Source organism: Chryseobacterium artocarpi (assembly GCF_001684975.1).
In the GTDB taxonomy this organism is placed as follows: Bacteria; Bacteroidota; Bacteroidia; order Flavobacteriales; family Weeksellaceae; genus Chryseobacterium; species Chryseobacterium artocarpi.
Genome location: NZ_MAYH01000023.1, coordinates 269,383 through 293,999, shown reverse-complemented (window position 1 = coordinate 293,999; position 24,617 = coordinate 269,383). Strand labels below are relative to the sequence as shown.

At 36.4% G+C, this 24,617-nt stretch carries 23 protein-coding genes; 20 read left to right on the top strand and 3 right to left on the bottom strand.

Annotated features, from left to right (window positions below):
- The first annotated feature begins 1 nt into the window (after position 1).
- The 4 genes from BBI01_RS09345 (at position 2) to BBI01_RS09330 (ending at position 2,880) form a co-directional block, all read left to right on the top strand.
- The gene (locus BBI01_RS09345) at positions 2-505 is read left to right on the top strand and encodes a TlpA family protein disulfide reductase (protein ID WP_228393970.1); all 504 of its coding nucleotides are present in this window, start codon (positions 2-4) and stop codon (positions 503-505) included.
- Between the two features lie 149 nt (positions 506-654).
- Positions 655-1,044 (top strand): DoxX family protein, encoded by a 390-nt coding sequence (locus tag BBI01_RS09340; protein ID WP_065394408.1) that lies wholly within the window; start codon positions 655-657, stop codon positions 1,042-1,044.
- Positions 1,045-1,124: 80 nt separating this feature from the next.
- Positions 1,125-2,198 carry a sensor histidine kinase gene (locus tag BBI01_RS09335; protein ID WP_065394407.1) on the top strand — a complete coding sequence of 358 codons (1,074 nt, stop codon included), beginning with the start codon at positions 1,125-1,127 and terminating at the stop codon, positions 2,196-2,198.
- Positions 2,179-2,880, top strand: coding sequence for a LytR/AlgR family response regulator transcription factor (locus tag BBI01_RS09330; protein WP_065394406.1), 702 nt, complete (start codon positions 2,179-2,181; stop codon positions 2,878-2,880). Before BBI01_RS09335 ends, BBI01_RS09330 begins: the two co-directional genes overlap by 20 nt.
- Positions 2,881-2,975: 95 nt before the next feature.
- On the opposite strand, the gene BBI01_RS09325 is transcribed toward BBI01_RS09330, so the two are convergent.
- Complete coding sequence (locus BBI01_RS09325) at positions 2,976-3,578, bottom strand: DNA-3-methyladenine glycosylase (protein ID WP_065394814.1); 603 nt, start codon at positions 3,576-3,578, stop codon at positions 2,976-2,978.
- 213 nt (positions 3,579-3,791) lie between these two features.
- Between BBI01_RS09325 and BBI01_RS09320 the strand changes: the two genes are divergently transcribed.
- Complete coding sequence (locus BBI01_RS09320; RefSeq protein WP_123862122.1) at positions 3,792-4,127, top strand: lipocalin family protein; 336 nt, start codon at positions 3,792-3,794, stop codon at positions 4,125-4,127.
- Positions 4,128-4,172: 45 nt separating this feature from the next.
- Here BBI01_RS09320 and BBI01_RS09315 read toward each other — a convergent pair whose 3' ends face one another.
- The gene (locus BBI01_RS09315; RefSeq protein WP_065394404.1) at positions 4,173-6,341 is read right to left on the bottom strand and encodes a S9 family peptidase; all 2,169 of its coding nucleotides are present in this window, start codon (positions 6,339-6,341) and stop codon (positions 4,173-4,175) included.
- Positions 6,342-6,355: 14 nt separating this feature from the next.
- The gene (locus BBI01_RS09310) at positions 6,356-7,750 is read right to left on the bottom strand and encodes an aminopeptidase P family protein (RefSeq protein ID WP_065394403.1); all 1,395 of its coding nucleotides are present in this window, start codon (positions 7,748-7,750) and stop codon (positions 6,356-6,358) included.
- Positions 7,751-7,937: 187 nt separating this feature from the next.
- Here BBI01_RS09310 and BBI01_RS09305 point away from each other — a divergent pair, with 187 nt between their 5' ends.
- The 15 genes from BBI01_RS09305 to BBI01_RS09235 all read left to right on the top strand — a co-directional run bounded on the left by BBI01_RS09305 (position 7,938) and on the right by BBI01_RS09235 (position 24,613).
- On the top strand, positions 7,938-8,822 hold the full coding sequence (locus tag BBI01_RS09305; protein ID WP_065394402.1) for an AraC family transcriptional regulator: 885 nt from the start codon (positions 7,938-7,940) through the stop codon (positions 8,820-8,822).
- An 88-nt stretch (positions 8,823-8,910) separates the two neighbouring features.
- Positions 8,911-9,816 (top strand): dihydrodipicolinate synthase family protein, encoded by a 906-nt coding sequence (locus tag BBI01_RS09300; protein ID WP_065394401.1) that lies wholly within the window; start codon positions 8,911-8,913, stop codon positions 9,814-9,816.
- A gap of 17 nt (positions 9,817-9,833) precedes the next feature.
- Positions 9,834-11,318 (top strand): aldehyde dehydrogenase (NADP(+)), encoded by a 1,485-nt coding sequence (locus tag BBI01_RS09295; RefSeq protein WP_065394400.1) that lies wholly within the window; start codon positions 9,834-9,836, stop codon positions 11,316-11,318.
- Entirely contained in the window at positions 11,315-12,313 is a 999-nt protein-coding gene (locus BBI01_RS09290) for a 4-hydroxyproline epimerase (protein WP_065394399.1), read from the top strand. Before BBI01_RS09295 ends, BBI01_RS09290 begins: the two co-directional genes overlap by 4 nt.
- A 15-nt stretch (positions 12,314-12,328) precedes the next feature.
- A complete protein-coding gene (locus tag BBI01_RS09285; protein WP_065394398.1) occupies positions 12,329-13,594 on the top strand; it encodes an NAD(P)/FAD-dependent oxidoreductase in 1,266 nt (421 codons plus the stop codon).
- 65 nt (positions 13,595-13,659) lie between these two features.
- Positions 13,660-15,807 (top strand): M43 family zinc metalloprotease, encoded by a 2,148-nt coding sequence (locus BBI01_RS09280; protein WP_065394397.1) that lies wholly within the window; start codon positions 13,660-13,662, stop codon positions 15,805-15,807.
- 185 nt (positions 15,808-15,992) lie between these two features.
- Entirely contained in the window at positions 15,993-16,478 is a 486-nt protein-coding gene (locus BBI01_RS09275; RefSeq protein ID WP_065394813.1) for a GNAT family N-acetyltransferase, read from the top strand.
- A 336-nt stretch (positions 16,479-16,814) separates the two neighbouring features.
- Positions 16,815-17,231 carry an RrF2 family transcriptional regulator gene (locus tag BBI01_RS09270; protein WP_065394396.1) on the top strand — a complete coding sequence of 139 codons (417 nt, stop codon included), beginning with the start codon at positions 16,815-16,817 and terminating at the stop codon, positions 17,229-17,231.
- Between the two features lie 82 nt (positions 17,232-17,313).
- Positions 17,314-18,027: a phosphoadenylyl-sulfate reductase gene (locus tag BBI01_RS09265; protein WP_065394812.1), complete on the top strand. Its 714-nt coding sequence runs from the start codon at positions 17,314-17,316 to the stop codon at positions 18,025-18,027.
- 11 nt (positions 18,028-18,038) lie between these two features.
- Complete coding sequence (gene cysD, locus BBI01_RS09260) at positions 18,039-18,947, top strand: sulfate adenylyltransferase subunit CysD (RefSeq protein WP_065394395.1); 909 nt, start codon at positions 18,039-18,041, stop codon at positions 18,945-18,947.
- 83 nt (positions 18,948-19,030) lie between these two features.
- Positions 19,031-20,269, top strand: a complete 1,239-nt coding sequence (locus BBI01_RS09255; protein ID WP_065394394.1) for a sulfate adenylyltransferase subunit 1 — start codon at positions 19,031-19,033, stop codon at positions 20,267-20,269.
- A gap of 4 nt (positions 20,270-20,273) precedes the next feature.
- Positions 20,274-21,104 (top strand): serine O-acetyltransferase EpsC, encoded by an 831-nt coding sequence (epsC, locus tag BBI01_RS09250; RefSeq protein WP_065394393.1) that lies wholly within the window; start codon positions 20,274-20,276, stop codon positions 21,102-21,104.
- A gap of 28 nt (positions 21,105-21,132) precedes the next feature.
- Positions 21,133-22,044 carry a cysteine synthase A gene (gene cysK, locus BBI01_RS09245; RefSeq protein WP_065394392.1) on the top strand — a complete coding sequence of 304 codons (912 nt, stop codon included), beginning with the start codon at positions 21,133-21,135 and terminating at the stop codon, positions 22,042-22,044.
- A gap of 21 nt (positions 22,045-22,065) precedes the next feature.
- Positions 22,066-22,911, top strand: coding sequence for a uroporphyrinogen-III C-methyltransferase (gene cobA, locus BBI01_RS09240; protein ID WP_065394391.1), 846 nt, complete (start codon positions 22,066-22,068; stop codon positions 22,909-22,911).
- The gene (locus BBI01_RS09235) at positions 22,901-24,613 is read left to right on the top strand and encodes a diflavin oxidoreductase (RefSeq protein ID WP_065394390.1); all 1,713 of its coding nucleotides are present in this window, start codon (positions 22,901-22,903) and stop codon (positions 24,611-24,613) included. The genes cobA and BBI01_RS09235 overlap by 11 nt, the downstream gene beginning before the upstream one ends.
- The last annotated feature ends 4 nt before the right edge of the window (positions 24,614-24,617 follow it).

The window sequence follows — 24,617 nt, the reverse complement described above, 5'->3', positions numbered from 1 at the left end:
TATGAGAACCGGAATTACAATATTATTTTTAATCATTTTTTCAGGAAATATTTTCGCACAAAATAAGATTGAGGTAGGAAAAAAAGCCCCTGAAATTACAATGTCTAAAGCGGATGGAACTTCATTTTCACTTTCTGAATTAAAAGGAAAGCTCGTCCTTATCGATTTCTGGGCAACATGGTGTGCTCCTTGTGTGGGGGAACAACCGGAGTTGAAAAAGCTGTATGAAACTTATGCAGAACAGGTAAAGAATAACAAATTTGAAATTCTTGGTGTTTCTTTGGATAAAAACAAGGAAAGCTGGCAGAAAGCTATAGACAGATTTAGTATCAACTGGATACAGATCAGCGACCTGAAATTCTGGAAAAGTCCGGTAGCAAAAGCTTATGAAATTGATGAACTGCCTTTTAACGTAATCATAGACGGAGAAGGAACGATCATTGCCAAAAACCTTCATGAAAAGGAACTTGAAGAATTTTTAAAGAAAAGCTTAAGTCAGAATTAAGATCAAAATCCTTACAATATTTTAAAGAGCAGTAATTCATTTTACTGTTCTTTTTTTATGTAATAAAATCAGGAAACTTTCATATACCGTTAAAAGTAATTGATATACAATACACAACGACTATTTCCTTTACTTTATACCTTGGCGTTATGAAAAAGAACTTTTTCCTCAGATTTGCATTATCTGTGATCTTGCTGATGCATAGTTTCATCTCTATTTTCAGTGGAGACGTGAATAATTTTGGAATCAAATATCTGAATACCATAGGATTTGCTCCCATCGGACTTTATCTTGCCTGGGCTGTAAAGCTTACCCATCTGATTTCTGTTCCGTTACTTTGGATAGATCAATATATAAAGCCTGTAGCGGTTTGTAATATAATCATCTTTATTCTTGGGATTTATTTTGTTCACTTGCAGAACGGATGGTTTGTAGTAGGAGGCGGGAGTAATGGTATAGAATTCAATTTTTTGTTGATATTTTGCTTTCTCAACCTCATGTTTCCTGAGATGAGTTTAAAAAGAAATCGCCATTTATAGATCGCTAAAATGATTTGATAGATTTTATATTTTTATATTTCATTGAATCTTATTATTTTACAGTTTAAAAAAGTAATAGTTTGAAACCGGATTACCAATCAAAACTTCGTATTCATCTGCTTTTCTGGATTTTTTATTATATCCTGGAAGCTTACCTTGAATTTTATTGGTCCAGATATCGGTTTCCGGATTTCACATGGCAGTTAAGACTTTGGAATACACTTATTTTGGAGCTGGGATATCTTTTGGTTAAAATTCCGCTTGCCTATTCTTTATTGTATGTGTATGAAAAGGTATCTGTTAAAAATATTTTCAAATATTTACTTTACATTTTCATTATTATTGTTTCTGTTTTAGGACATCGCTTTTTAACTCATTTAATAATATATCCTTATATCTACGGTGTTGAAGAAACCTTGGATGGAATAGAGAATTCCGGGTTTATTAATGGTTATGTAGCTTTCAATTCTTTTATGGATCTTATTTTTATGGTAGGTCTTATTTTCGGCGTTGAAATTACCCGGCAAAAGAATATTCTGAAAAATCAGATCTCACAGTTAAAGTCAGAAAAGCTGGATCAGGAACTTACCATGCTAAAGGCTCAGATCAATCCTCATTTTCTATTCAATACATTAAATAATATTTACGGAATGGCACTCAAAAAGGCTGATGAAACTCCGGATGTTATTTTACAGCTTTCAAAAGTGATGCGATATAATATTTATGAAGCTGCTGAGAAAACGATTTCCATAGAAAAAGATATCGACAATATTAAAGATTTTGTACAGATACAGAACATCCGTTATCATCATCTTAGTATCAATTTGCAGGAAAGCATTGACAATCCGTCTCAGGAAATTTCACCGCTTATATTGATTCAGTTTGTTGAAAATACTTTTAAACATGGTATTTCCGAAAGTTTAGGAGATTCTTTTATCAATATTAAAATCAAGCTGAAAGATGGTATTCTTTCTTATTTTGTTGAAAATTCAAAGGAAGAGAGAATTCTTGAGCATTCCACCAAGATTGGGCTTAAGAATATCAGGAGGCAGCTTGAACTTCTTTATCCCACGCATGATCTTGTTGTAGAAAATAAAAGTGACAGATATATTGTTCAATTAACTATAAATTTCAATGACTCATCCAACACCTAAAAAGTACAACTGCATTATTGTAGAAGATGAACCGATTGCCGCTGAAATTCTGGAAACTTTTATTTCCAGAGATCCGGAACTTCACCTTGTGGGAAAGTGTGCAGATGCAGTTTATGCAAGTAATCTTTTGAATATTCATGAAGTAGATCTGATCTTTTTAGACCTTCATCTTCCTGTTGTAAAAGGTTTTGAGTTTTTAAGAACTTTGAAGAATCCTCCATTGGTGATTGTTACTACTGCTTATCATCAATATGCGATTGAAGGCTATGACTTAGACATCGTCGACTATCTTCTGAAGCCTATTCCTTACGACAGATTTGTAACATCTATCGGAAAATTCAAGTATTTGATGGATGCTGAAGATGCTTTGCTGGAAATGGCTGAGCGTGATTATATTTTCATCAATAGTGGCAAAAAACAGGTTAAAATCATTTTGCAGGATGTTTTTTATATCGAAAGTCTTAGGGAGTACATCAATATTCATACAAAAACGGAGACTTTTACCTTTAAAATGCCCATAAGTAGGATAGAGGAGAGCCTGAGTTCGGCTTTATTCACACGTATTCATAAATCGTATATTATTTCCAGATCTAAAATGGAGGTGAAATCAGCAACTTTTGTTCAGATTAAAGGAAAAAAACTTCCGATTGGGAGGACATATAAACCGTTTATTGATCTTTAATATTATATAAAAGGTTTTGGCTAAAGCCCAGTCCTATTGATATAGCTGAACAAATACTGGCATTTACAACTATTATCTTTTATCAGGAAAAAACTTTAAGGCTTATATTTGCTCACATATTTATTTCCTTTCACCCAAAATCTCCAGGGAAGTAACGCATCTTCACCTGCGTAAGCAACACCTACACGCGGTCCGGATTCTATTTCATCTGAGGAATATTGAGTATTTTGATTTTCAATCCAGATTTCGGCTCCGGAAAGGTCTTTTTGGTTGAAAGTACGATCAATTCCTAAAGCTTTTGCAGCAGAACCGGGACCGGAAGAGATTGCAGCTTTGGAAGCGGGCATATTTCGTCTGGATTCCATGATTTCTTTTCCTATTAAAGGTTCTATTGCTCTGATCAGAACGGCGTGAGGGTCATTTTCCACGGAAGTCACCACATTGAAAAGATTATGAATTCCATAGCATAAATAAACGTAAGATATCCCGCCATGGCTGTACAAAGTTTCAGTTCTGTCTGTACGTCTTCCTCCGTAAGCATGGGAAGCTTTGTCCTGTATTCCAAAATAGGCTTCTGTTTCTACAATAATTCCTGCAGTAATATTTCCATTAATTTTGGTAAAAAGAACTTTCCCCAGAAGGTCTTTAGCCAGAAAAAGAACGTCTTGATTAGAGTAATAGGAGAATGGGAGTTTCAAATTAAATTCTTTTATAAATGAAGAAATCAAAATTAATAATTATAAAAAATAAATTCTCAATAATTAAACAGATTGTCACTACATTTGAAAACCAGCTCTTTATTTTCTAAAAGTCAAAATGTAATGAAATCGTTTAACATAATCCTGTTTTCTGCTATTTTTTGTTTGGCTGTAATGTCATTCAATATTTCTTTTCAGCAATCTAATAAAAAAATGATTGTCGGAAAATGGCAGCCTTTTCTTTCATCAGCAGAAGGTATTGAAGCGAACGGAAAACGAACGGTTCAAACGCATTCAAAATATAGCAGTAAAGACATCATGCAGTTTAATTCGGATGGTTCTATTATCGATGGTGGGCAACTTTATTTTTCATATTCATTAGATTCTGATGATAAAACCTTGTCTTTATTCGATGGAGGTAATTATGAGAGAAAGTTTGAAATCGTACAACTGGATAAAACAACCATGAAAATTGTAATGAAGGATACTGATCAATATAAGAAAGAGCCTTTTCTTATCACCTTGACAGTTATATTTAAAAGAAAATAATTCTACAAAAAAAGCCCCACATTACGTGAGACTTTCATTATTTATTTATCTTCCTCCCGGAGGACAATGTTCTTTCAAATATTTGGTAAATAGAGTGGAAAGGTGAAGAGAGGTTCCTTCACCTTCATTTATAGAGTGAGTTCTGTTTGGGTAGGACATCAGCTGAAATTGTTTGTTGTATTTTACCAATTCATTGATATATACTTCTGTATTTTGATAATGAACGTTATCATCACCTGTTCCATGTATCAATAAAAGATTTCCTTTTAGATTTTTAGCATAAGCCAATGGAGAACCATTTACAAAATCTTCTCTGTTTTCCTGTGGAAGCCCCATGTATCTTTCCTGATAAATATTATCGTAGAACAACTGGTTGGCTACAGGAGCAATAGCAATTCCTGTCTGATAAATATCCGGATATTGTCCTAAAAGGTTTAGCGTGGAAGAGCCTCCGCCGCTCCAACCCCATACCGCAACTCTGGAAGTATCTATATAAGACCATTTTGCAAATAAAGCTTTGGCTCCCATTGCCTGATCACGGATATTGAGCTTACCAATTTTACGATAAATAGATTTTCTCCATTCACGCCCTTTTGGAGCAGGTGTGCCACGGTTTTCAAGAGATACGTACACATATCCATCCTGAGCCATATCACCAGCGTATAGACTCCAGCTTGAATAATAATCATCCGTTACAGTCTGTAATGCAGGTTCTCCGTATACCATAAAAACAATTGGATATTTTTTAGAAGGATCAAAGTTTTTCGGCTTTACAACCCATCCGTCAAGGGTAATTCCGTCTTCCGTTGTAATTTGGAAAAATTCTGTTTTGGATGTTTCAGGATTTACTTTTGTTACATTCTTTGCAGCTACAAGCTCTTTATGTTCCGGAAGAGACACAACCGCTCCAATAGATTGTCCATTGACATTACTGTTATTAAACACTGCAATTTTTCCGTTAGGCGAGATTGTATATTGATTGGATCCTGTATAAGCACCAGGCGTTACTCTTTGTGCTTTTCCTCCTTTCATACTTACTTTATACAGATATTTTTGTGTTGCATTATCGGGAGAAGCCAAAAAGTAGATCTGTTTGTTTGGAACATCAAAAAATTCCGGTTTTATAACATCAAAAGCATCTTTTGTAATCAATGTTTCCTTTCCATTCATGTCTATTTTATAGATATGTCTCCAGCCGTCTTTTTCAGAAAGCCATAGGAATTCTTTACCATTCTCAATCCAGTCCCAGCCCGTCGGATCATTGTCATTCCATCGGGTTTTTATATCAATCCATGCAGGATCTGTTTCTGTATGAATGGTTTTACTGGCTCCTGAACCGGCATCAGCAATAATAATTTTACTTTGGTTCTGCTTTCTGTTTAATTGTTGAAGAATAATAGATTTAGAATCCTGTACCCATTCCATTCTCGGAATATAATGTTGTACTTCATCACCTGATATATCAGCTTTTTTTGTCGTTTTAGCTGACAGATCATAGAACCATATGCTACATCCTGAAGGATTTTCTCCTGCTTTTGGATATTCTACAGGGATGGTAAATGAATACAGACTATCAGTATTATTGATCATCAGGAAGTTTTTGGTATCACGTGCATCAAGTTTCCAATAAGCAATTTTCCTTCCATCCGGAGACCATCTGAAACCATCACGTGTTCCGAATTCTTCTTCATATACCCAATCGAAAGTTCCGTTGATCATTCTGTCTGTACCATCATCAGTAATTTTAGTAAGCTGATTGTTTGAAAGATCTTCGATATAAATATTATGCTTTGATACATAAGCCACTTTTTTCCCATCCGGTGAAAACTTGGCAAACATTAATGACGATGCCGGTAAGCTTTTTCCAAGCTGTGTAAGTTTTTTACTGTTTTTATCAAAGATCCAGTAATCTCCACGGGTATTATCCCGCCATACTTTCTTGCTGTTAGTGTACAATAACAAGCTTTTCCCATCAGGAGAAACTTTAAAATTCTGTACCTCTAAAGGCGTGGAACTTCCGGAAGGAATCAATTCATTCTTATCTAAAAAAGTCTGTTCCTTTCCAGGATGTAGTACATCTACGACTTCAACCCCTTTTTTAGTAAATGAATAATAAGCATTCCCATCCGGTGTCCATTGCATCTTTTGTGCAGCCAATGGTGACAGACTCAGGAAGTAAAATGCAATGATTGTTAGTTTTTTTATCTTCTTCATATATGATATTTGAATTAAGCTAAATGTTCAGCTCTGTAATTTTCTATTTCTTCAACTGTTTTGATCAGTCCGTTTCCAAGCAGTCTATACCCATCATCCGTAATCAGGAAATCATCTTCTACACGAACGCCGCCGAAGTCTCGGTATTCATTTACTTTATCATAATTAATAAATTCTGCGTTTTTATTTTCAGCCTGCCAGATATCAATCAGTTCAGGAATCATATAAATACCTGGTTCCACCGTCACTACAAATCCTGACTCCAAAGACTTTCCTAAGCGTAAAGATTTAAGCCCGAATGTTTTCGTGTCCTTTGGTTCATCTTCAGTATAGCCTATATATTGCTCACCAAGGTCTTCCATATCATGAACATCCAATCCCATCATATGCCCCAAACCACATTGAAAGAATAGGGTATGAGCATGATTTTTCACAGCATCTTCAGGGTTTCCTTTCATCAATCCAAGATCAATAAGACCTTCTACAAGATGCAGGGAAGCCTTCAGGTGAATATCTTTAAAACGAACTCCGGGTTTCAAAAGACTTTGCGCACTATTAAAAGCATTCAGAACCACTTCATACATCTCTTTTTGTTTGGTGGTAAAGGTTTTACTCACAGGAAAGGTTCTTGTTAAGTCACCTGCATATCCCATTGCTGTTTCAGCACCTGAATCATTCAGGAAAAGATCGCCTTCCTTCAGTGTATTAAGGCGATAATGATTGTGAAGGATGCCACCATTTATCGTAACAATCGGAGGATAAGACATCTGGCATTCTTTATTTGCTGCAAGGTATTGAATAGCATTTGCCACTTCATATTCTTTAACGCCTGGTCTTGCCATACGCATTGCCAATAAGTGCATTTCATTGGATACATTTACCGCCTGTTCAATTTGTACAATCTCCTGAGATTCTTTTACAGAACGCTGCTTTACGATTGCTTTGATCATTTCTGCTGAAGGTTGTAATGCTGTTATTTTAATTTCTAAAACATCAGATAATAGGATTTTATTGGAAGACTGATAAGGAGGAAGATAATGCACTTTTCTACCGGAAGTCTGTACTTTTGACAAATACTTTGGAAGCTCAGCGTAAGGCAAAGTTTCCTGTACACCGGATTTAAGACATTTTTCTTTCAATGTTTCCTGTCTGCCCATCCAGACAATATCATCAATACTTAATTCATCTCCGAAAACAATGGTTTTATTCTCATCAATATCAATAATGGCTGCAATTCTAGGCTCCTGAATTCCGAAATAATACAGGAAATTACTATCCTGACGGAAATAATAAGGATTATGCTCAAAATTTACCGGATTTTCTATATTTCCTAAAAATAATAAGACTCCGCCAGCTACATTAGTTTGTAATAGAGATCGTCTGTCCTGATAGGTTTGTGCTGAAAACATATATTATGATTATTTTTTATTTTAAAGGTTTAAAGTTACGATTTTGTACTATTTGAAGCACTTTATTCATTAAAATTATAGAGATGTAAAGTTTGGATTTTAATATGATACTTAATGTTCATATTTTACTTAAATTCGGCAATATTTTAACCTTTCTATTCTTTTAATTCTATAAAGTATTGATTGTATGAAGAGTCTTCAGTTTTCAGTTCCAGCCGACACCAATAAAAGTATCCGTATTCAGGAAGATATTATGCCTAATTTCTATCCTTATTTTCATCGGCATACTGAAACACAGATTATGTGGATTCTTAAAGGACGTGGTACTTTAGCCATAGAACAAAACCTTTTCGCTTTTGAACCAGGAGATATTTTCTATCTTGGTGCCAACCAATCGCACGTTTTTAAAGGGGATTTTGCTGAAAATGAAAAACAAAAAGTTCACGCTATCTCTATTTTTTTTGATCCTGATAAAAAAATATCCGCTTTTTTTGATTTACCGGAATTTGAAGAGCTCAAAAACTTCATCGAACATTCAAAAGTAGGATTCCAGGTTGCTTCAAAATTAAAAGCAAGTGTAGGAGAAAGCATGTCAGCCTTGCAAAAGACGCAGGGGGTAGAACAGATCATAGATTTTATAAAGATTTTAAACCACCTCATGCAAAACAGGCACATTCATATTCCTTTATCTTCGGAAAAGAATCTGCCTAATCATATTTCAGACAACGACCAGCGAATTATAGATGCCCAATCCTATATTAAGAAGAATTTCACCCAGCATAAACTTACCCTTGATGCTATTGCCAAAGAAGCCTGTATGACGCCTCAGGCATTTTGCAGATCCTTTAAAAAACGCACAAGGATTACCTATATTCAATATCTGAATGAATTGAGAGTACAAAGAGCCTGCAGATTATTAACCTCCAGCAACATGTACAGTATTTCTTCTGTTGCTTTTAACAGTGGGTTCAATAGTTTAACCAATTTCAACCGGGTTTTTAAATCCATTATGAAATACTCTCCCAAAGAATATCTGAAGCATTATAAAGAAGCTACTTTTGACCACGAATAACTACATGTTAAAATACGGTCAGAACTCATTAAAATATTAACATTTACCGTTTTGAAATTCACTTAGTTTTGAATAAATATTATTTGATATGAGTACAAAACTAAACTGGGAAGGAATTTATCCTGCTGTATTAACTCCTTTTACGAAAGAAGGAAAGATTGATTTTGAAATGTTTGCGATTAATACAGAAGCCCAGATTAAAGCCGGAGTTCACGGAATTATCCTTGCCGGAACATTAGGAGAAGCCAGTGCTTTGGAAACTGAAGAAAAATTTGAACTTCTTCAATACGCAAAAAAAATTACACAGGGCAGAATTCCGGTTATCCTTAACCTTTCTGAAAATACTACTAAAAATGCAGTAAACTTTGCCCAAAAAGCAAAAGAACTAGGAGCTGACGGATTAATGCTTCTTCCACCAATGCGTTACAAAGCTGACAGCCGTGAAGTTGTAGAATATTTTAAAGCGGTTGCTACTGCTACAGACCTTCCTATCCTTATCTATAATAACCCTGTTGATTACGGAATTTATGTAACGCTGGAAATGTTTGACGAACTTATTGAATATCCAACTATTCAAGCTGTTAAAGAATCTACAAGAGATCTTGCCAATGTAACCAGAATGATCAACCGTTTCGGAAAAAGGATTAAAATTCTTGGCGGAGTAGACACCATCTGCCTTGAAACCCTGATGCTTGGAGCTGATGGCTTGGTAGCAGGGTTGGTAGATGCCTTTCCAAATGAAACAATGGCTATGTACAACTATGCCAAAACAGGTGAATATGATAAAGCGGTTGCCCTTTACAGATGGTTTATGCCATTATTAGAATTAGATATTCATCCAAAGCTTATCCAATATATCAAGCTGGCTGCTACCGCCGAAGGAATCAGCAATCCTTATGTAAGAGCTCCACGTCTTGAACTTCAGGGAGAAGAAGCTGAAAAAGTCAATAAAATTATTGAAGAAGGCAGAAAGAATCGCCCAATATTAAATTAATACCAAAAACAAAAGCTATGATTGAAGAAACATCAAAAGAAAATATTGAGTTAAGAATTCAAATGGCTTCCCGAGCATACCAATTCCTAAAGAATACAACAATAAAAGAAAGAGCTGCATTGATGAATGCTGTTGCCGATCAGATTGAAGCTTTAGGAGAAGAACTTACCCAGATCGCCCATGTTGAGACATCACTACCTCTGGCTAGACTTGTTGGTGAAAAAGCCAGAACAATAGGGCAATGGAGAAGTTACGCAAAGGCAGTAGCTTCAGGAATTTATAGTGATCCCAGAATTGATCTTGCCCAACCTGAGAAACAAAAAGGAGATCTCAGAAAATATAATATAGGTATAGGACCTGTGGTCGTTTTCGGAGCCAGTAACTTTCCTTTTGCTTTTTCCACAGCAGGAGGTGATACGGCAAGTGCCATAGGAGCAGGCTGTCCTGTTATTGTAAAAGCACATCCTGCACATCCTCAAACCTCTCAGATGATGGCTGATGCTATAACAAATGCTGTAAAAGAATTCGGATGGCCCGAAGGTATTTTCAGCCATATTACGGGAACATCCTATGAAATTGGGGCTTATTTAACACAGCACAAAGATATTCAGGCAGTAGCATTTACCGGTTCTTTCAATGGTGGGAAAGCTTTGTTTGATATTGCCCATCATCGTGAAAACCCTATTCCTGTATTTGCAGAAATGGGAAGCATCAACCCGATATTTGCGCTTCAACATTTAATTGAGAATAAAGCAGAAGCATTAGCTAAAGAATATATCAGTTCATTAACATTAGGAGTAGGTCAGTTCTGCACCAATCCGGGAGTATTTATTTCTATTAAGGGTCAGTCTCTGGATCGCTTTATCGCTGCTGTGAGAAATGAAATTCAGGAAATTAAACCTGCTAAGATGCTTAATAATGGCATATATGAAAGTTTTGAAAAGCATAAATCAAACACCGTAAAACAGCCTGATACTGAAATCATTGTCACAACAGAAACTGAAGAAGGGAAAGCAAGTGTCACTATTATAAAAACTAATGCTCAAAGTTTCCTCAATAACCCAGTGCTAAGTGAAGAAGTCTTCGGACCTTTTGGAATCATTGTTATCTGTGAAAATCAGGAAGAACTTATCCGGATCGCTCAAAATCTCAAAGGACAATTAACTATTACTGTAGCAGCAACTTCGGATGATGTACGCAAAAATGCTGAACTGATTAATCTTTTGAAAGATAAATGCGGAAGGCTTTTATTCAACGGAATGCCCACCGGAGTAGAGGTTGTTTACGCTATGCAGCACGGAGGACCATTTCCTGCAACTACAGATTCCCGCTTTACTTCCGTAGGACCGGATGCCGTTAAACGATTTGTGCGTCCCATTTCTTTTCAAAACTGGTCAGATGAATTCTTACCAGAAGAACTGAAGAATGAAAATCCATTACAAATCAGCAGAATTGTAGAGGGACAGGTAAATACAGGATCATTAAAACTAGAAACCGTATGAACAGAACATTTTTTTGCATAGACTCCCATACCTGTGGATGTCCGGTACGTCTTGTTGCCGGTGGAGGACCTATTTTGAAAGGAAATTCTATGATGGAGCGCAGGCTTCACTTCATGAAAGAATATGATTGGATCAGAAAAGGATTAATGTTTGAACCCCGAGGACATGATATGATGAGCGGAAGTATTCTCTATCCACCGATTGATGAAGCAAATGATATTGGTGTTCTATATATTGAAACCAGTGGTTGTCTTCCCATGTGTGGGCACGGAACAATCGGAACAATTACCATTGCTATAGAAGAAGGACTCGTTGTTCCTAAAATCCCTGGAAAATTACGATTAGAAACACCAGCGGGACTTATTCTCATAGATTATATCCAGGAAGGAAAAAAAGTGAAATCTGTAAAACTGACCAACGTAAAGTCTTTCCTTTATGCTGAAAATCTTGAAGTGGAATGCCCAGATCTGGGATTGATAAAGGCTGATGTTGCTTATGGTGGGAACTTTTACGCCATCATTGATCCACAGGAAAACTTTAGAGATATTTCAGATTTCTCGGCTAGCCAGCTTATCCATTATGGGAAAATCATCAGAAAACTGCTTAATGAAAAATACCAGTTCATCCATCCTGAAAATGAGCATATTTCCGGATTAAGTCATATCCAGTGGACAGGTAATCCTTCAGATCCCAAGGCAAGCGGAAGGAACGCTGTATTAGTAGGCGAGAATGCTTTAGACCGTTCACCTTGTGGTACAGGAACTTCGGCAAGAATGGCTCAGTGGTATGCAAAAGGCAAGTTAAAAGAAGGGGAAGAATTTATCCATGAAAGCTATATCGGTTCCCAGTTTATCGGAAGAATTGAAGGAACAGCAACTGTTGATGGAAAACCGGCTATTATCCCTTCAGTAGAAGGCTGGGCGAGAATTACCGGCTACAACCAGATTATTATTGATGATGAAGATCCTTACTGGCAAGGATTTCAGGTAATGTAAAATTTACAACGAGTTATGACACAAAATAAAGGCAAAGCACTGATTATAGGTGCCGGAATCGCAGGGTTAAGTTCAGCATATTATCTTTTGGAGAAAGGTTGGCAGGTAGAAATTCTGGAACAAAATGATCTTGATAATAATTGCTCTTACGGCAATGCAGGAATGATTGTACCAAGCCATTTTACCCCTTTGGCTGCTCCCGGAGTTATTGCACAGGGAATTCGATGGATGTTCGACAGTAAAAGTCCGTTCTATGTAAAACCATCACTCAGTACTCAATTACTATCATGGGGATTAAAATTTCTGAAACATTCCAATCAGAACCATGTAGACCGTTCTGCAGCAGCAATCAGGGATCTCAATCTCGCAAGTAGCAGCCTTTACAATGAAATTGCTAGAAAAGAAGAATTTAATTTTGAATTGAATCAAAACGGAATTCTAATGCTTTATAAAACCGAAAAAGTGGCAGAAGAAGAAACAGAGCTAGCCCATAAAGCCATCAGTCTGGGACTTCCTGTTGACATTTTGGATAAAAAAGGAATTCAGGAACTGGAACCCAATATTCAGCTGGATGTTATCGGAGGTATCAATTACAAATGTGATGGTCATATGAACCCCATGAAACTGATGAAACAAATGATCGCTTACCTTAAAAGTAATGGGGTAGTCTTCCATACACAACATAAAGTAACAGGTTACGAAATTGCGGGGAATGCTATTAAAGCATTAATAGCTAATGGTAAAAAATTCTCTGCTGATCGTTTCATTATGACCGGAGGTTCATTTTTACCTGAATTGGCTCAAAAAGCAGGGATTAAAATTCAACTGATGCCAGGGAAAGGTTATTCATTCATGCATACTCCTGAAAATCCAGTCAACAGATTGGAGCATGCAGCATTATTACTGGAAGCAAGAGTAGCGGTAACCCCAATGAATGGGCACATCCGTTTTGGGGGAACTATGGAGCTGGCTTCTCACCATGATAAAGTAAATATGAAAAGAGTAGAGGGGATCGTAAATTCTATTCCTAAATATATGCCTGATTTCCAGGTAAAATTACCTAAAGAATCGGAAATATGGTTCGGCTACAGACCTTGTGCACCAGATGGACTTCCTTATCTGGGACAGTCTTCCAAACTAAAAAATCTGATTATTGCAGGCGGCGGCGGAATGATGGGCTTAAGTCTAGGACCTATTTTCGGAAAGACAGTTTCTGAGCTTGCCAATGACCAAAAGCCAACGGTTGAGATAAAGATATTCAACCCTGAAAGATTTAGTTAAAAAAACATCACATAACACACAAAATTAAACCCAAAACAATTTATTAACAAACAAATCCAAAAATCATGAAAAAATTTAAATTACTACTTGTTTCCCTATTTCCAATAATAGGTTTTGCTCAAGAAACCAGACCTCATGAGTGTAAGGCAGATGAAATGATGAAAAAACATTTTGAACTGCACCCAAAATCTAAGGCTGAATATGAAAATTTTGAGAAATACACCAAAGATTTCATAAAAAAAAGGGGATCAAACAAAAATTCACTAGATAATAAGATCAACAATCCAACCTACATCATCCCTGTGGTTTTTCATGTGTATGGAGAATCTCAAAGTAATGTAAAAGTAAATCACCAAAAAGTAGTTGACTTACTGCAACAGATCAATTTAAATTTCAATGGAATCAACACTGATTCAAATACTGTAGATCCTGACTTCCAATCCATCAGAGGAACATTAAATATTGAATTTCGATTAGCTAAAATTGATCCAACAGGAAAAGCAACAAGCGGAGTGATTTTTCATCCTTTCAAAGGCGGATATGGCAATGGAGGTGGATATGATGCAGAAATTGGCGCAGATGCATGGGATAATGCAAAGTATATGAATGTGTATATACAAAATGATCTCTATGCTGATAAGGATTTATATCAATCGGGAGTTGCCTGGTATCCGGATTCATACATGGCTTCAGTAAATACAGCCAGAGTTGTTTATAATGGACGTTATATATTTAATGCTTCAGGAACAGTGGCTTCAAACGAGTTTTCTGATACATTTACTCACGAATTTGGACATTGGTTAAATCTTCAACACACGTTTAATATTCCATGTTCAACTGCAAACCCAAGTAATGATGGTGATGGAGTTGCTGACACCCCTGTAGAAAATGCTTCTTCCGGATTAGGATGTACAACTGGAAACAACTGTCTTGGACAAAAAGTAAACGTTGAAAACTATATGGGATACAATGGTTCTTCCGGCTGTTATAAAATGTTTACCAATGGACAAGTTGACAGAATGCTGGCAGCATTAAACCATCCTTCGCGAATAAATTTATGGCAGCCTGCCAACTTAATTGCAACCGGAGTTGCCAATACTCCTCCTAAGTTAACCCTTAGCAACAGTACATTTACAGAAAACTTAAACAATAGTGGAGCCGTGTCATTAGATGGAACAGTAGCATCTGCCCCTAAATCAACAATTACGCTAAACGGAGCAACATTTGCCGTACCCAATGGAACAGTTCTTACTGCAGGAACACATTTCACGTCTTCATTACCAACAGGACTAACAGCAGCTATAACAGTTACAAGCCCTACTACTGCTACACTTACCATAAATGGTGCGGCAACCAGTCATTCTAAAAGCCAGGTCTTGAACTCATCAATTACATTCCGAAATCCGGCTATAACAGGAGGTGTAGCTTCATTAGGGTCAACTACAGCTTTGGCATTAACTTTTTCTTACAAAGATCCCTATAAAATAGTTACAGGAACTCCTCTGGAAAGTTATGCCAACCCAACTGTAACAACAGTAACAACTAACTCCGGAGCAACTTGGAAATATTTTATCATTAACCCGGAGCTTAGTGATGATGCAGGGTATGGCGCTTGGTACTATGGAGCAAATCAATTAAAATTGGAAACCTATTGGAAAGGATTAGTATGTGAAACAGGAACAAGAAATATTAGTTTAATTCCGGCTTGTACCACTATAACTAATGCAAATAATATAGGTTATCCAACTGGTACTCCCGGACAACTTGATGTGTACACACCTACATACACTAACTGGTCTGGCAAAACCGCTTATGTTGGTTTTAGAAACCAATTCGAAGGCTACAATATTAACGGTTATTTCAAATTGATTGTTGAAACCAATGGTTCAGGTTATTCTGTAACTGAATTTGGATATAATACACAACCAAATGGCAATATTACAACCCCTTGTGCATTATCATCATTATCCACTTCAGACGTTGATACAACAAACTCAGAAACATCCATCTATCCAAATCCAGTTTCTGATGTATTAAATATTAAAACAAAAGGAAAAATTAAATCAATTTCTGTTTACGACATGTTTGGAAGAAAAATGAATGCTAAAGTTATTGGTGATAAGGTTGATGTTAAAAACTTCCTAAGCGGAACTTATTTAATTGATATTGAAACTTCTTTAGGGAAATCTTCCCAAAAGTTCATTAAAAAATAGGATCAAAACATGCATTTAATGAAATAATTTAGTATTGATATGTTAGTTATTCACTTGTTGAATAAAAGATGGGCTTAAAAATTTAAGCCCATTTTTGCTTTATTACGAATATTATCAGGTTTTATCGACAATTGTGAGTTTATTTACGTAATTTTATTCATCAATTTCAAATGCAAATTATTCTTATGTATTTTAAAAATGATACCATTATCATACGGGAGTTTACTTCTCAGGACCTCAATTTATTTTTAGATCTATTTAAAAATGAAAATGTTACTCGTCATCTGCCTTACAAATCTCCTGAAGAGTTTAAAGCAATGTTCGAGAAAGCATTATCAGATTATAAAGAAGGACCATTCAGCCGATGGGGAATATTTGATGCTCAGAATGATAATTTTGTTGGAATATGTCTTGCCAGAGTTTTCCACCATAATCCTAATCAAACAGAAATTGGATATATTCTCGGAGAAAACTATTGGGGAAAAGGAATCGGGACTCAAATATGTAAAGCAGTTGTTGATTATTGCCTTTCAATAGATGAAAAGAAAGAAATTGTTGCCATAACAGATCTTGATAATATCGGTTCTCAAAAGGTACTTCTTAAATGCGGATTTAACAGAAATGAAAATCTAATTGAAGAAGGCAGAGAATTAGCTTATTTTGTATTATAACATCTATATTAACCACAGATATTTACGAATAATTTATGGCAAGCAGATCTGCATCCAGTTTTTCACTTAAAATAAACTTTTGCAACTTAATCCCTAACCACTGACCTACAGATGTTTACGCGTGATTTCTTGCTCGCAGATTTAACGGATTTAGCAGATTAACATAGAAATCTTTGATTTTTTTAACTTAAGAGAACTTCTCTGTAGTTTGCTTGTAACTTAAAATCAACTTAAGTGTTAAAAGACTTTTATGGGCTTTTGCGATTACATGAGAAATTCAGCATTAAGCGGAAAACATTTCATTTATAAGATAATTTGTCATACCTTGCATAAATTATGATGTCCAAACGTTGCAAATACGCACTAAAAGCCATGGTCAGGTTAGCAAGAAATTACAATCAAGGCTATCTGCCCACTTCAGTCATTGCACAGGACGAAAATATTCCCAAAAAATTCTTAGAGCAGATCCTTCTGGAACTTAAAAGAGCTAAACTTGTTAACAGCAAACAAGGTAAAGTAGGAGGGTATTACCTGTTAAAATCTCCTGATGATGTATCTTTAGCAGACATTTATCGCATTTTTGATGGTCCCATTGCGCTTACGCCATGCGTTTCTTTAAACTTCTATGAAGCATGTGATGATTGTGTAGATGAAGCAGTATGCTATCTCAGAAAAGAATTAATGATCGTGCGTGAAAAGACCAGAAAAAGCATGATGGAGGCAACTCTGACTAAGTTTATCAATAAAGATTAAATTTTTTTTCATTTAAATTCTACTATTTTGATAGGAGTTATAGAATTTTATATATATTTGCAACAACAAATTTCAAATGAAAATGGAAAATAGTCTGAAAATTGAATTCGAAAAACTTCAGGAAGAGCTTGCAGGAGAGTCTTCTCAAGCCGATTTTTTGCAAAGACTGATAGAAAGATTTCCGAATGAAGTGGTTTTTTCTACCAGCTTCAGCTATGAGGATCAGGTAATCACTCATCTGATAAAAAACTTAGAGGTTGATATTTTTACGTTGGACACCGGAAGACTTTTTGAACAAACCTATGAAACGTGGGCTTCTACAAAAGCCTTCTTTAAAAAGGAGATTAAAGCCTATTATCCGGACACAGAAGAACTGAGAAATTTTGTATCCCAAAACGGTCCCAATTCATTTTATCAATCTGTGGATCAAAGAAAAGCATGCTGTACAATCCGTAAGGTACATCCATTGAAAAAAGCATTACAAGGATATAAAGTTTGGATCACAGGTTTAAGAGCCGAACATTCTCCCAACAGACAAAATATGCCTGCATTGGAATGGGATGAAGATAATAAGATCATTAAGTTTCATCCGATTCTTCACTGGAGCACTGAACAGGTGACAGACTATGTAAAAGACAATCATTTACCTTACAACTATCTCCATAAAAAAGGTTTTGTAAGCATTGGATGTGAACCATGTACAAGAGCTATTCAGGAAGGAGAAGATTTCAGGGCAGGACGCTGGTGGTGGGAAGATGCTAATAAAAAAGAGTGCGGTCTGCATATTCATCAATAAAAAAGATAAAAATGTCAATACAACAATTAAACTATTTAGATCAGCTGGAAGCCGAATCTATTTACATATTAAGAGAAGTTGCCGGACAGTTTGAGCGTCCCGCTTTATTATTCAGTGGTGGAAAAGACAGTATTGTACTGGCTCACCTGGCAAGAAAGGCATTCTTTCACGGGAAGATTCCTTTCAAATTCGTTCATGTAGACACAGGACATAATTTTCCCGAAGTCCTTGAGTTCCGGGATCAACTGGTTGAGCAGCTGGGAATAGATTTAGTGGCAAGAAAAGTAGAAGATACGATCAAAAGTAAAAAACTCACTGAAGCAAAAGGTAAATTCCCAAGCAGAAACTGGCTGCAAACCTATACTTTATTAGATACAATTGAAGAATTTGAATTTGATGCATGCATAGGAGGAGCCAGAAGAGATGAAGAAAAAGCCCGCGCCAAAGAAAGAATATTCTCTGTTCGTGATGAATTCGGGCAATGGGATCCGAAACTTCAGCGCCCGGAGCTGTGGAATATCTTTAATGGAAAGATTCACAAAGGAGAAAATGTAAGAGTTTTCCCAATCAGTAACTGGACTGAGCTTGACATCTGGAACTATATCCGCAGAGAAAAAATAGCCTTACCCTCTATCTATTTCTCGCACGAAAGGGAAGTTGTAGATTTTAACGGACAATGGCTTGCCAATTCAGAGCATGTATTCTTAGAGCCTGAAGATATTATTACCACAAAGAAAATTCGTTACCGAACTGTAGGTGATATGACATGCACTGCCGCTGTAGAATCTTATGCAGAAACCATTGATGCCGTTATTGAAGAGATTGTAGCAACAAGAATTTCAGAACGTGGGGAAACAAGAATCGATGACAGAGTAACAGAAGCAGCTATGGAAGACCGTAAAAAAGGCGGTTATTTTTAGATAAACAATTGATTTTATAGCTTTTAATTATAATATTAACTATTACTCATTGCTCATTATTCATTACTCATAAACAAAAACAGATGGATATATTAAGATTTATAACAGCAGGAAGCGTAGATGATGGGAAAAGTACCCTTATCGGAAGACTGCTTTACGATAGCAAAAGTATTTTACAGGATCAGCTGGAAGTACTAGAGAAACATTCTAAAAACAAAAATGAAGACGGTGTAGACTTAGCCCTTTTAACTGATGGGCTGAGAGCAGAAAGAGAGCAGGGAATAACCATTGATGTTGCCTACCGCTATTTCTCAACACCCAAAAGGAAATTTATCATTGCCGATGCTCCGGGACATGTACAATATACCCGTAATATGATCACCGGGGCATCCAATTCCGATCTGATGGTCATTCTTATTGACGCTCGTAAAGGTGTTATTGAACAAACCAGAAGACATTCCATTATTGCATCTCTTTTAAAACTGAAAAAAGTAGCTGTTGCAATTAATAAAATGGATATGGTGGATTATTCAGAAGATGTTTTTGAAACCATTAAAGCAGACTATTCAAAAATTGCAGAAAATCTGGACTTAAATGACGTAAGCTATTTCCCGATTTCCGCATTAAAAGGAGATAACATCGTTTCCATCTCATCCAGAACTGAATGGTATGAAGGAAAATCACTTTTAGAATATCTGGAACAGGTAACATTGAACGAAGAACAAAATAAAGGAAACCGTTTTCAGGTACAGTATGTGATTCGTCCTCAGACTGAAGAATTGCATGATTACAGAGGTTATGCAGGGCAGATATTAAGCGGAAAATTCAAAAAAGGAGATTCTGTACACATTCTTCCGGCAGGGTTAACAAGTGAAATCTCTAAGATTGAAATAAACGGAATCGAAAAAGAAGAAGTAGTGGAAGGACAGCCGGCGGTTATTCATATTACACACGATCTGGATATCAGCAGAGGAGACATTTTTGCTACAACAGAAGAACTTCCGGCGGTAGAAAAAGATCTTGAAATACTTTTATGCTGGCTGGATCAAAAACCATTACAGCCAGGCAACAAATACCTGCTTCAGCAAAACAGCAGAGTTGTAAAAGCTATTGTGAAGGAAGTGGATTATAAAATCAATGTCAATACGCTTCAGCATGAACATATTGAAAGCGAAATCAAACTTAATGAAATTGTGAAAGTTACCCTTCGAACGGCACAACCTTTGGTCTATGATAGTTTTATAAGTAATAAAACAACAGGATCAGCAATTTTAGTGGATGAAACCTCAAATTCTACCGTTGCAGCCTGTATAATTCAATAGAAAAATGGCTATTCCAATTAATTTAATTGCAAGAATTCATCAGACGAAACAAAATAATATTCATGGATTCTTTGATAAGATAAAGACAAAAAAATGGGTGAAAGATTTGTACGAAGTACTTTTCCTTCCTCAGAATGACAATAGTGAAGAGCAGCTGAAAAGCAGATTTGAAGATTTACAAAAAACACTTTTGGATCTGATCACGATTATCACAGCGGACAAAGAAAATGCAGAAACACATGTTAAACAGTTCTTTGAGACGCTCCCTGAATTGTATGACAAGCTTGTTTTAGACGCAAAATCTATTCTGGAATTCGATCCTGCAGCAGATTCTCTTGAAGAAGTATATCTTGCTTATCCAGGTTTCTTTGCAACTTATGTTTATCGTATTTCGCATCAGTTATGGCGCCAGGAAGTGAAAATATTACCACGTGTCATTTCAGAATATGCCCACAGCAAAACAGGAATTGATATTCATCCGGGAGCAGTGATTGGAGAATCTTTTTTCATAGATCACGGAACAGGAATTGTCATTGGCGAAACCACCATTATAGGAAATCATGTTAAAATTTATCAGGGAGTAACTCTCGGAGCCTTAAATGTTTCTAAAGAAAAAGCCAACCAAAAAAGACATCCTAATATTGAAGATCATGTCATTATCTATTCAGGAGCAACAATTTTAGGAGGAAATACAACCATAGGCAGAGAAAGTATTATCGGAGGAAATGTATGGATCACTCAGGATGTACCACCCAATTCTCTGGTCTATCATAAAAGTGAAATAAAAATAAAGGATAACAGCTCTTTACCGGAATCTTTAACCTTTGTAATATAGAAAGCAAAAAAATAAAAATTATATTGATATGAAATTTCAGAACGCATTAGAAACGATAGGGAATACACCCGTCGTAAAAATTAATAATCTTTTCAATACAGATCACGAAGTCTGGATCAAACTGGAAAAAAGCAACCCTGGAGGTAGTATTAAGGACAGAATTGCATTAGCAATGATAGAAGATGCCGAAGCCAAAGGATTATTAAGCAAAGACAGTACAATTATAGAGCCTACAAGCGGAAATACAGGAATAGGACTTGCCCTGGTAGCTGCTGTAAAAGGATATAAGCTTATTCTCGTAATGCCTGAAAGCATGAGTATCGAACGCCGCAAGATCATGGAAGCTTACGGAGCTGAATTCGTACTGACGCCAAGAGAAAAAGGAATGAAAGGTGCCATTGAAAAAGCAAATGAACTGGCAGAAGAAACCCCAAAGTCATGGATTCCAAGACAGTTTGATAATCCTGCAAACGTAAAAGTACATACAGAAACAACCGCTCAGGAAATTTTACAAGACTTCCCTGATGGGCTGGATTATATCATTACCGGAGTAGGAACCGGAGGACATATCACCGGAATTGCAAAAACCGTAAAAGAAAAATATCCCAACGTAAAAGTAATTGCCGTAGAACCGGAATTATCTCCTGTATTAAGCGGAGGAAGCCCGGCACCACATCCTTTACAGGGACTTGGAGCAGGATTTGTACCATCTATTTTAGATTTAACATTACTTGACGGAGTTATTACAGTAGGTAAAGATGAAGCTTACGAATATGCCATCAATGCAGCCAAAAAAGAAGGTCTTTTTGTAGGAGTTTCTACAGGAGCAGCTTTGGCAGCCATCGCAAAACATTTACCGGAAATACAATCTAAAGCTAAAATCCTTACCATCAATTACGATACCGGAGAAAGGTATCTGTCTGTAGAAGGACTCTTCTAACACCTTAATTAACCGACTTCAATGAAAACAAATATAAAATCACCAAAGGTTTACCTTATCGGTGCAGGACCCGGCAACCCTGAACTTATCACTGTAAAAGCTGTAAATGCCATTGCAAAAGCAGACGTCATCTTATGTGATCGTCTTGTAAGCCCTGAAATTCTGGAAATGTACGCTAATGAAGGTACAGAAATAATCTATGTAGGTAAAGAATGCAGTAAAAACGCATCTACTCCCCAATCTCATATCAATACCCTAATGGTGGAGTATGCCCGTCAGAATAAAACGATCGTAAGACTTAAAGGAGGTGATGTTTCCATCTTCTCCAATATTCTGGATGAATTGCAGGCTTTAAAACAAAACTACATTCCCTACGAAATCATTCCGGGAATTACAGCAGCGCTGGGAGCAGCAGCATTTGCAGGGATGCCTTTGACGGCAAGAGGATATTCAACATCTGTGCGTTTTCTGACATATTACAAATCAGACATCCTTAATGAAGAATATTGGAAAGAACTTGCCACAACCAGTGATACCCTTGTTTTCTATATGTCTAAAGGAAATCTTACCAGCCTTGTAGAGAAATTCAGGCAGCTTGAAATTTCCGACGATAAAAAAATTGCAGTCATTGAACAGGCTACAACACCTTATCAGAAGGTCTATACTTCATCATTTGATGACTTCAACACTACTTTTGGTGATAAAGTATTCGCTTCACCATCGCTGGTAATTGTAGGAAAAATAGTAAATCTCCATGAAGAATTTTCGTGGCTGGAAAATACCGGAAAGGAAGGTCTTTATTTCAAATCGGTAGAGAATGGAAGTGTAATCCCAAACAATCAAAATTTCTTTGAATATGCTGTCTGAAACGAAACTCAATGTATTAAAACAAATATCTGTAGACTTATCCCGGGATGAAGCCATCTGGGCAAGTGGTTATCTTGCAGGACTTGCGGGAGGAACCACATTAACAGCGGCTTTACCTCCACAACAAATTGATCATTCAATACAAAATGCGGTAAAGAAAATCACCCTTGCTTATGGCACAGAAACCGGAAACAGTAAGAAACTTGCTACCTCATTAGCAGGAATCATTAAGAAAAAAGGAATTCAGGTGAAATTAACCGACCTGTCTCAATACAAAGCCAAAGACCTTAGCAAAGAAGAATTCTTTTTTGTGGTCATCAGTACCCAGGGAGAAGGCGATCCTCCGGTTCTTGCCAAGAAATTCTATGATTATATCTACGAGAATGAAATCAATCTCAGCAATCTGAAATTTGGAGTTCTGGCATTGGGAGACAGCAGCTATCCTCTCTTCTGTAAGACAGGTGAAGATGTGGATTCGCGCTTTGAAAACCTTGGCGGACAACGCATTATCCCATTAAAAAAATGTGATATTGATTACGAACAAGACGCTCAGAACTGGATTGAACACATATCAGAAGCTGTTAATAAAACTTCAGGAATCAGCAGTAAAAATGCAACTGTGCAAAAGGTTTCAACGGGAAGAAAAAAGTATCAGGGAAAAATATCCGCAATCCTTAATCTCAATGATATTACTTCTGAAAAGGAGACTTATCATATTGAAATAGAAACTGAAGAAGCATTAGTATATCAACCTGGTGCAGCATTAGGAGTTCTTCCTTTCAATTCAAAAACAATTGTTGAGGAGATTATTACGTTAACAGGAATTGATCCTAATAAACAAATTTCAACTCCAAAAATAACAGATACTGTTGAAGAGCTTTTACACAAGCATTTAAATATTAGCTACTTGCTTAAATCTGTCGTAGCTCAATATGCAAAAATAACAGGACATTCTATTCCCGAAGTTCGTTTGAGTCTTCTTGATCTTCTAAGAATTTATCCTGTAAAAAATGCAGAGGAATTTGAAGAAGTGATTCAGATATTAACAGGTCAGGCACCCCGTCTGTACTCTATATCTTCATCACCGGAAGCCCATGGCGAAAATGAAATACATATCACTGTTGCCAAATCTGAGTTCTTTATTGACCATGAAAAACACAAAGGATTATGCAGTGGATTTTTAAGTGAATTTAATGAAGGAGAAGACGTTGAGTTCTATATTCAGGATGCCGGACACTTTAAACTTCCTGAACCGGATAAAGATATTATTATGATAGGACCGGGAACAGGAATTGCACCTTTCAGATCATTCCTTTGGGAACGTGATGCGGTAGGAGGGGAAGGGAAAAACTGGCTGTTTTTCGGAGAAAGGAATTTTGTCTCAGATTTCATTTATCAATCTGAAATTCAGGATTTCCTTAAAACCGGAAGCCTTACTCATTTGGACCTCGCTTTTTCCAGAGACACCGCAGAAAAAATATATGTACAGCATAAGCTTGAACAAAAAGCACAGGAAGTTTTTTACTGGCTTGAAGGGGGAGCATCAGTGTATGTATGTGGCACAAAAGATCCTATGAGCAAGGATGTGGAAGACACACTTTTGAATATTATTCAGCAACAGGGAAAACGCAGCAAAGAAGAAGCACTTCATTATCTGGAAGAGATGGAGCTTAGCGGAAGATATGCTAAAGACGTTTATTAAAGGA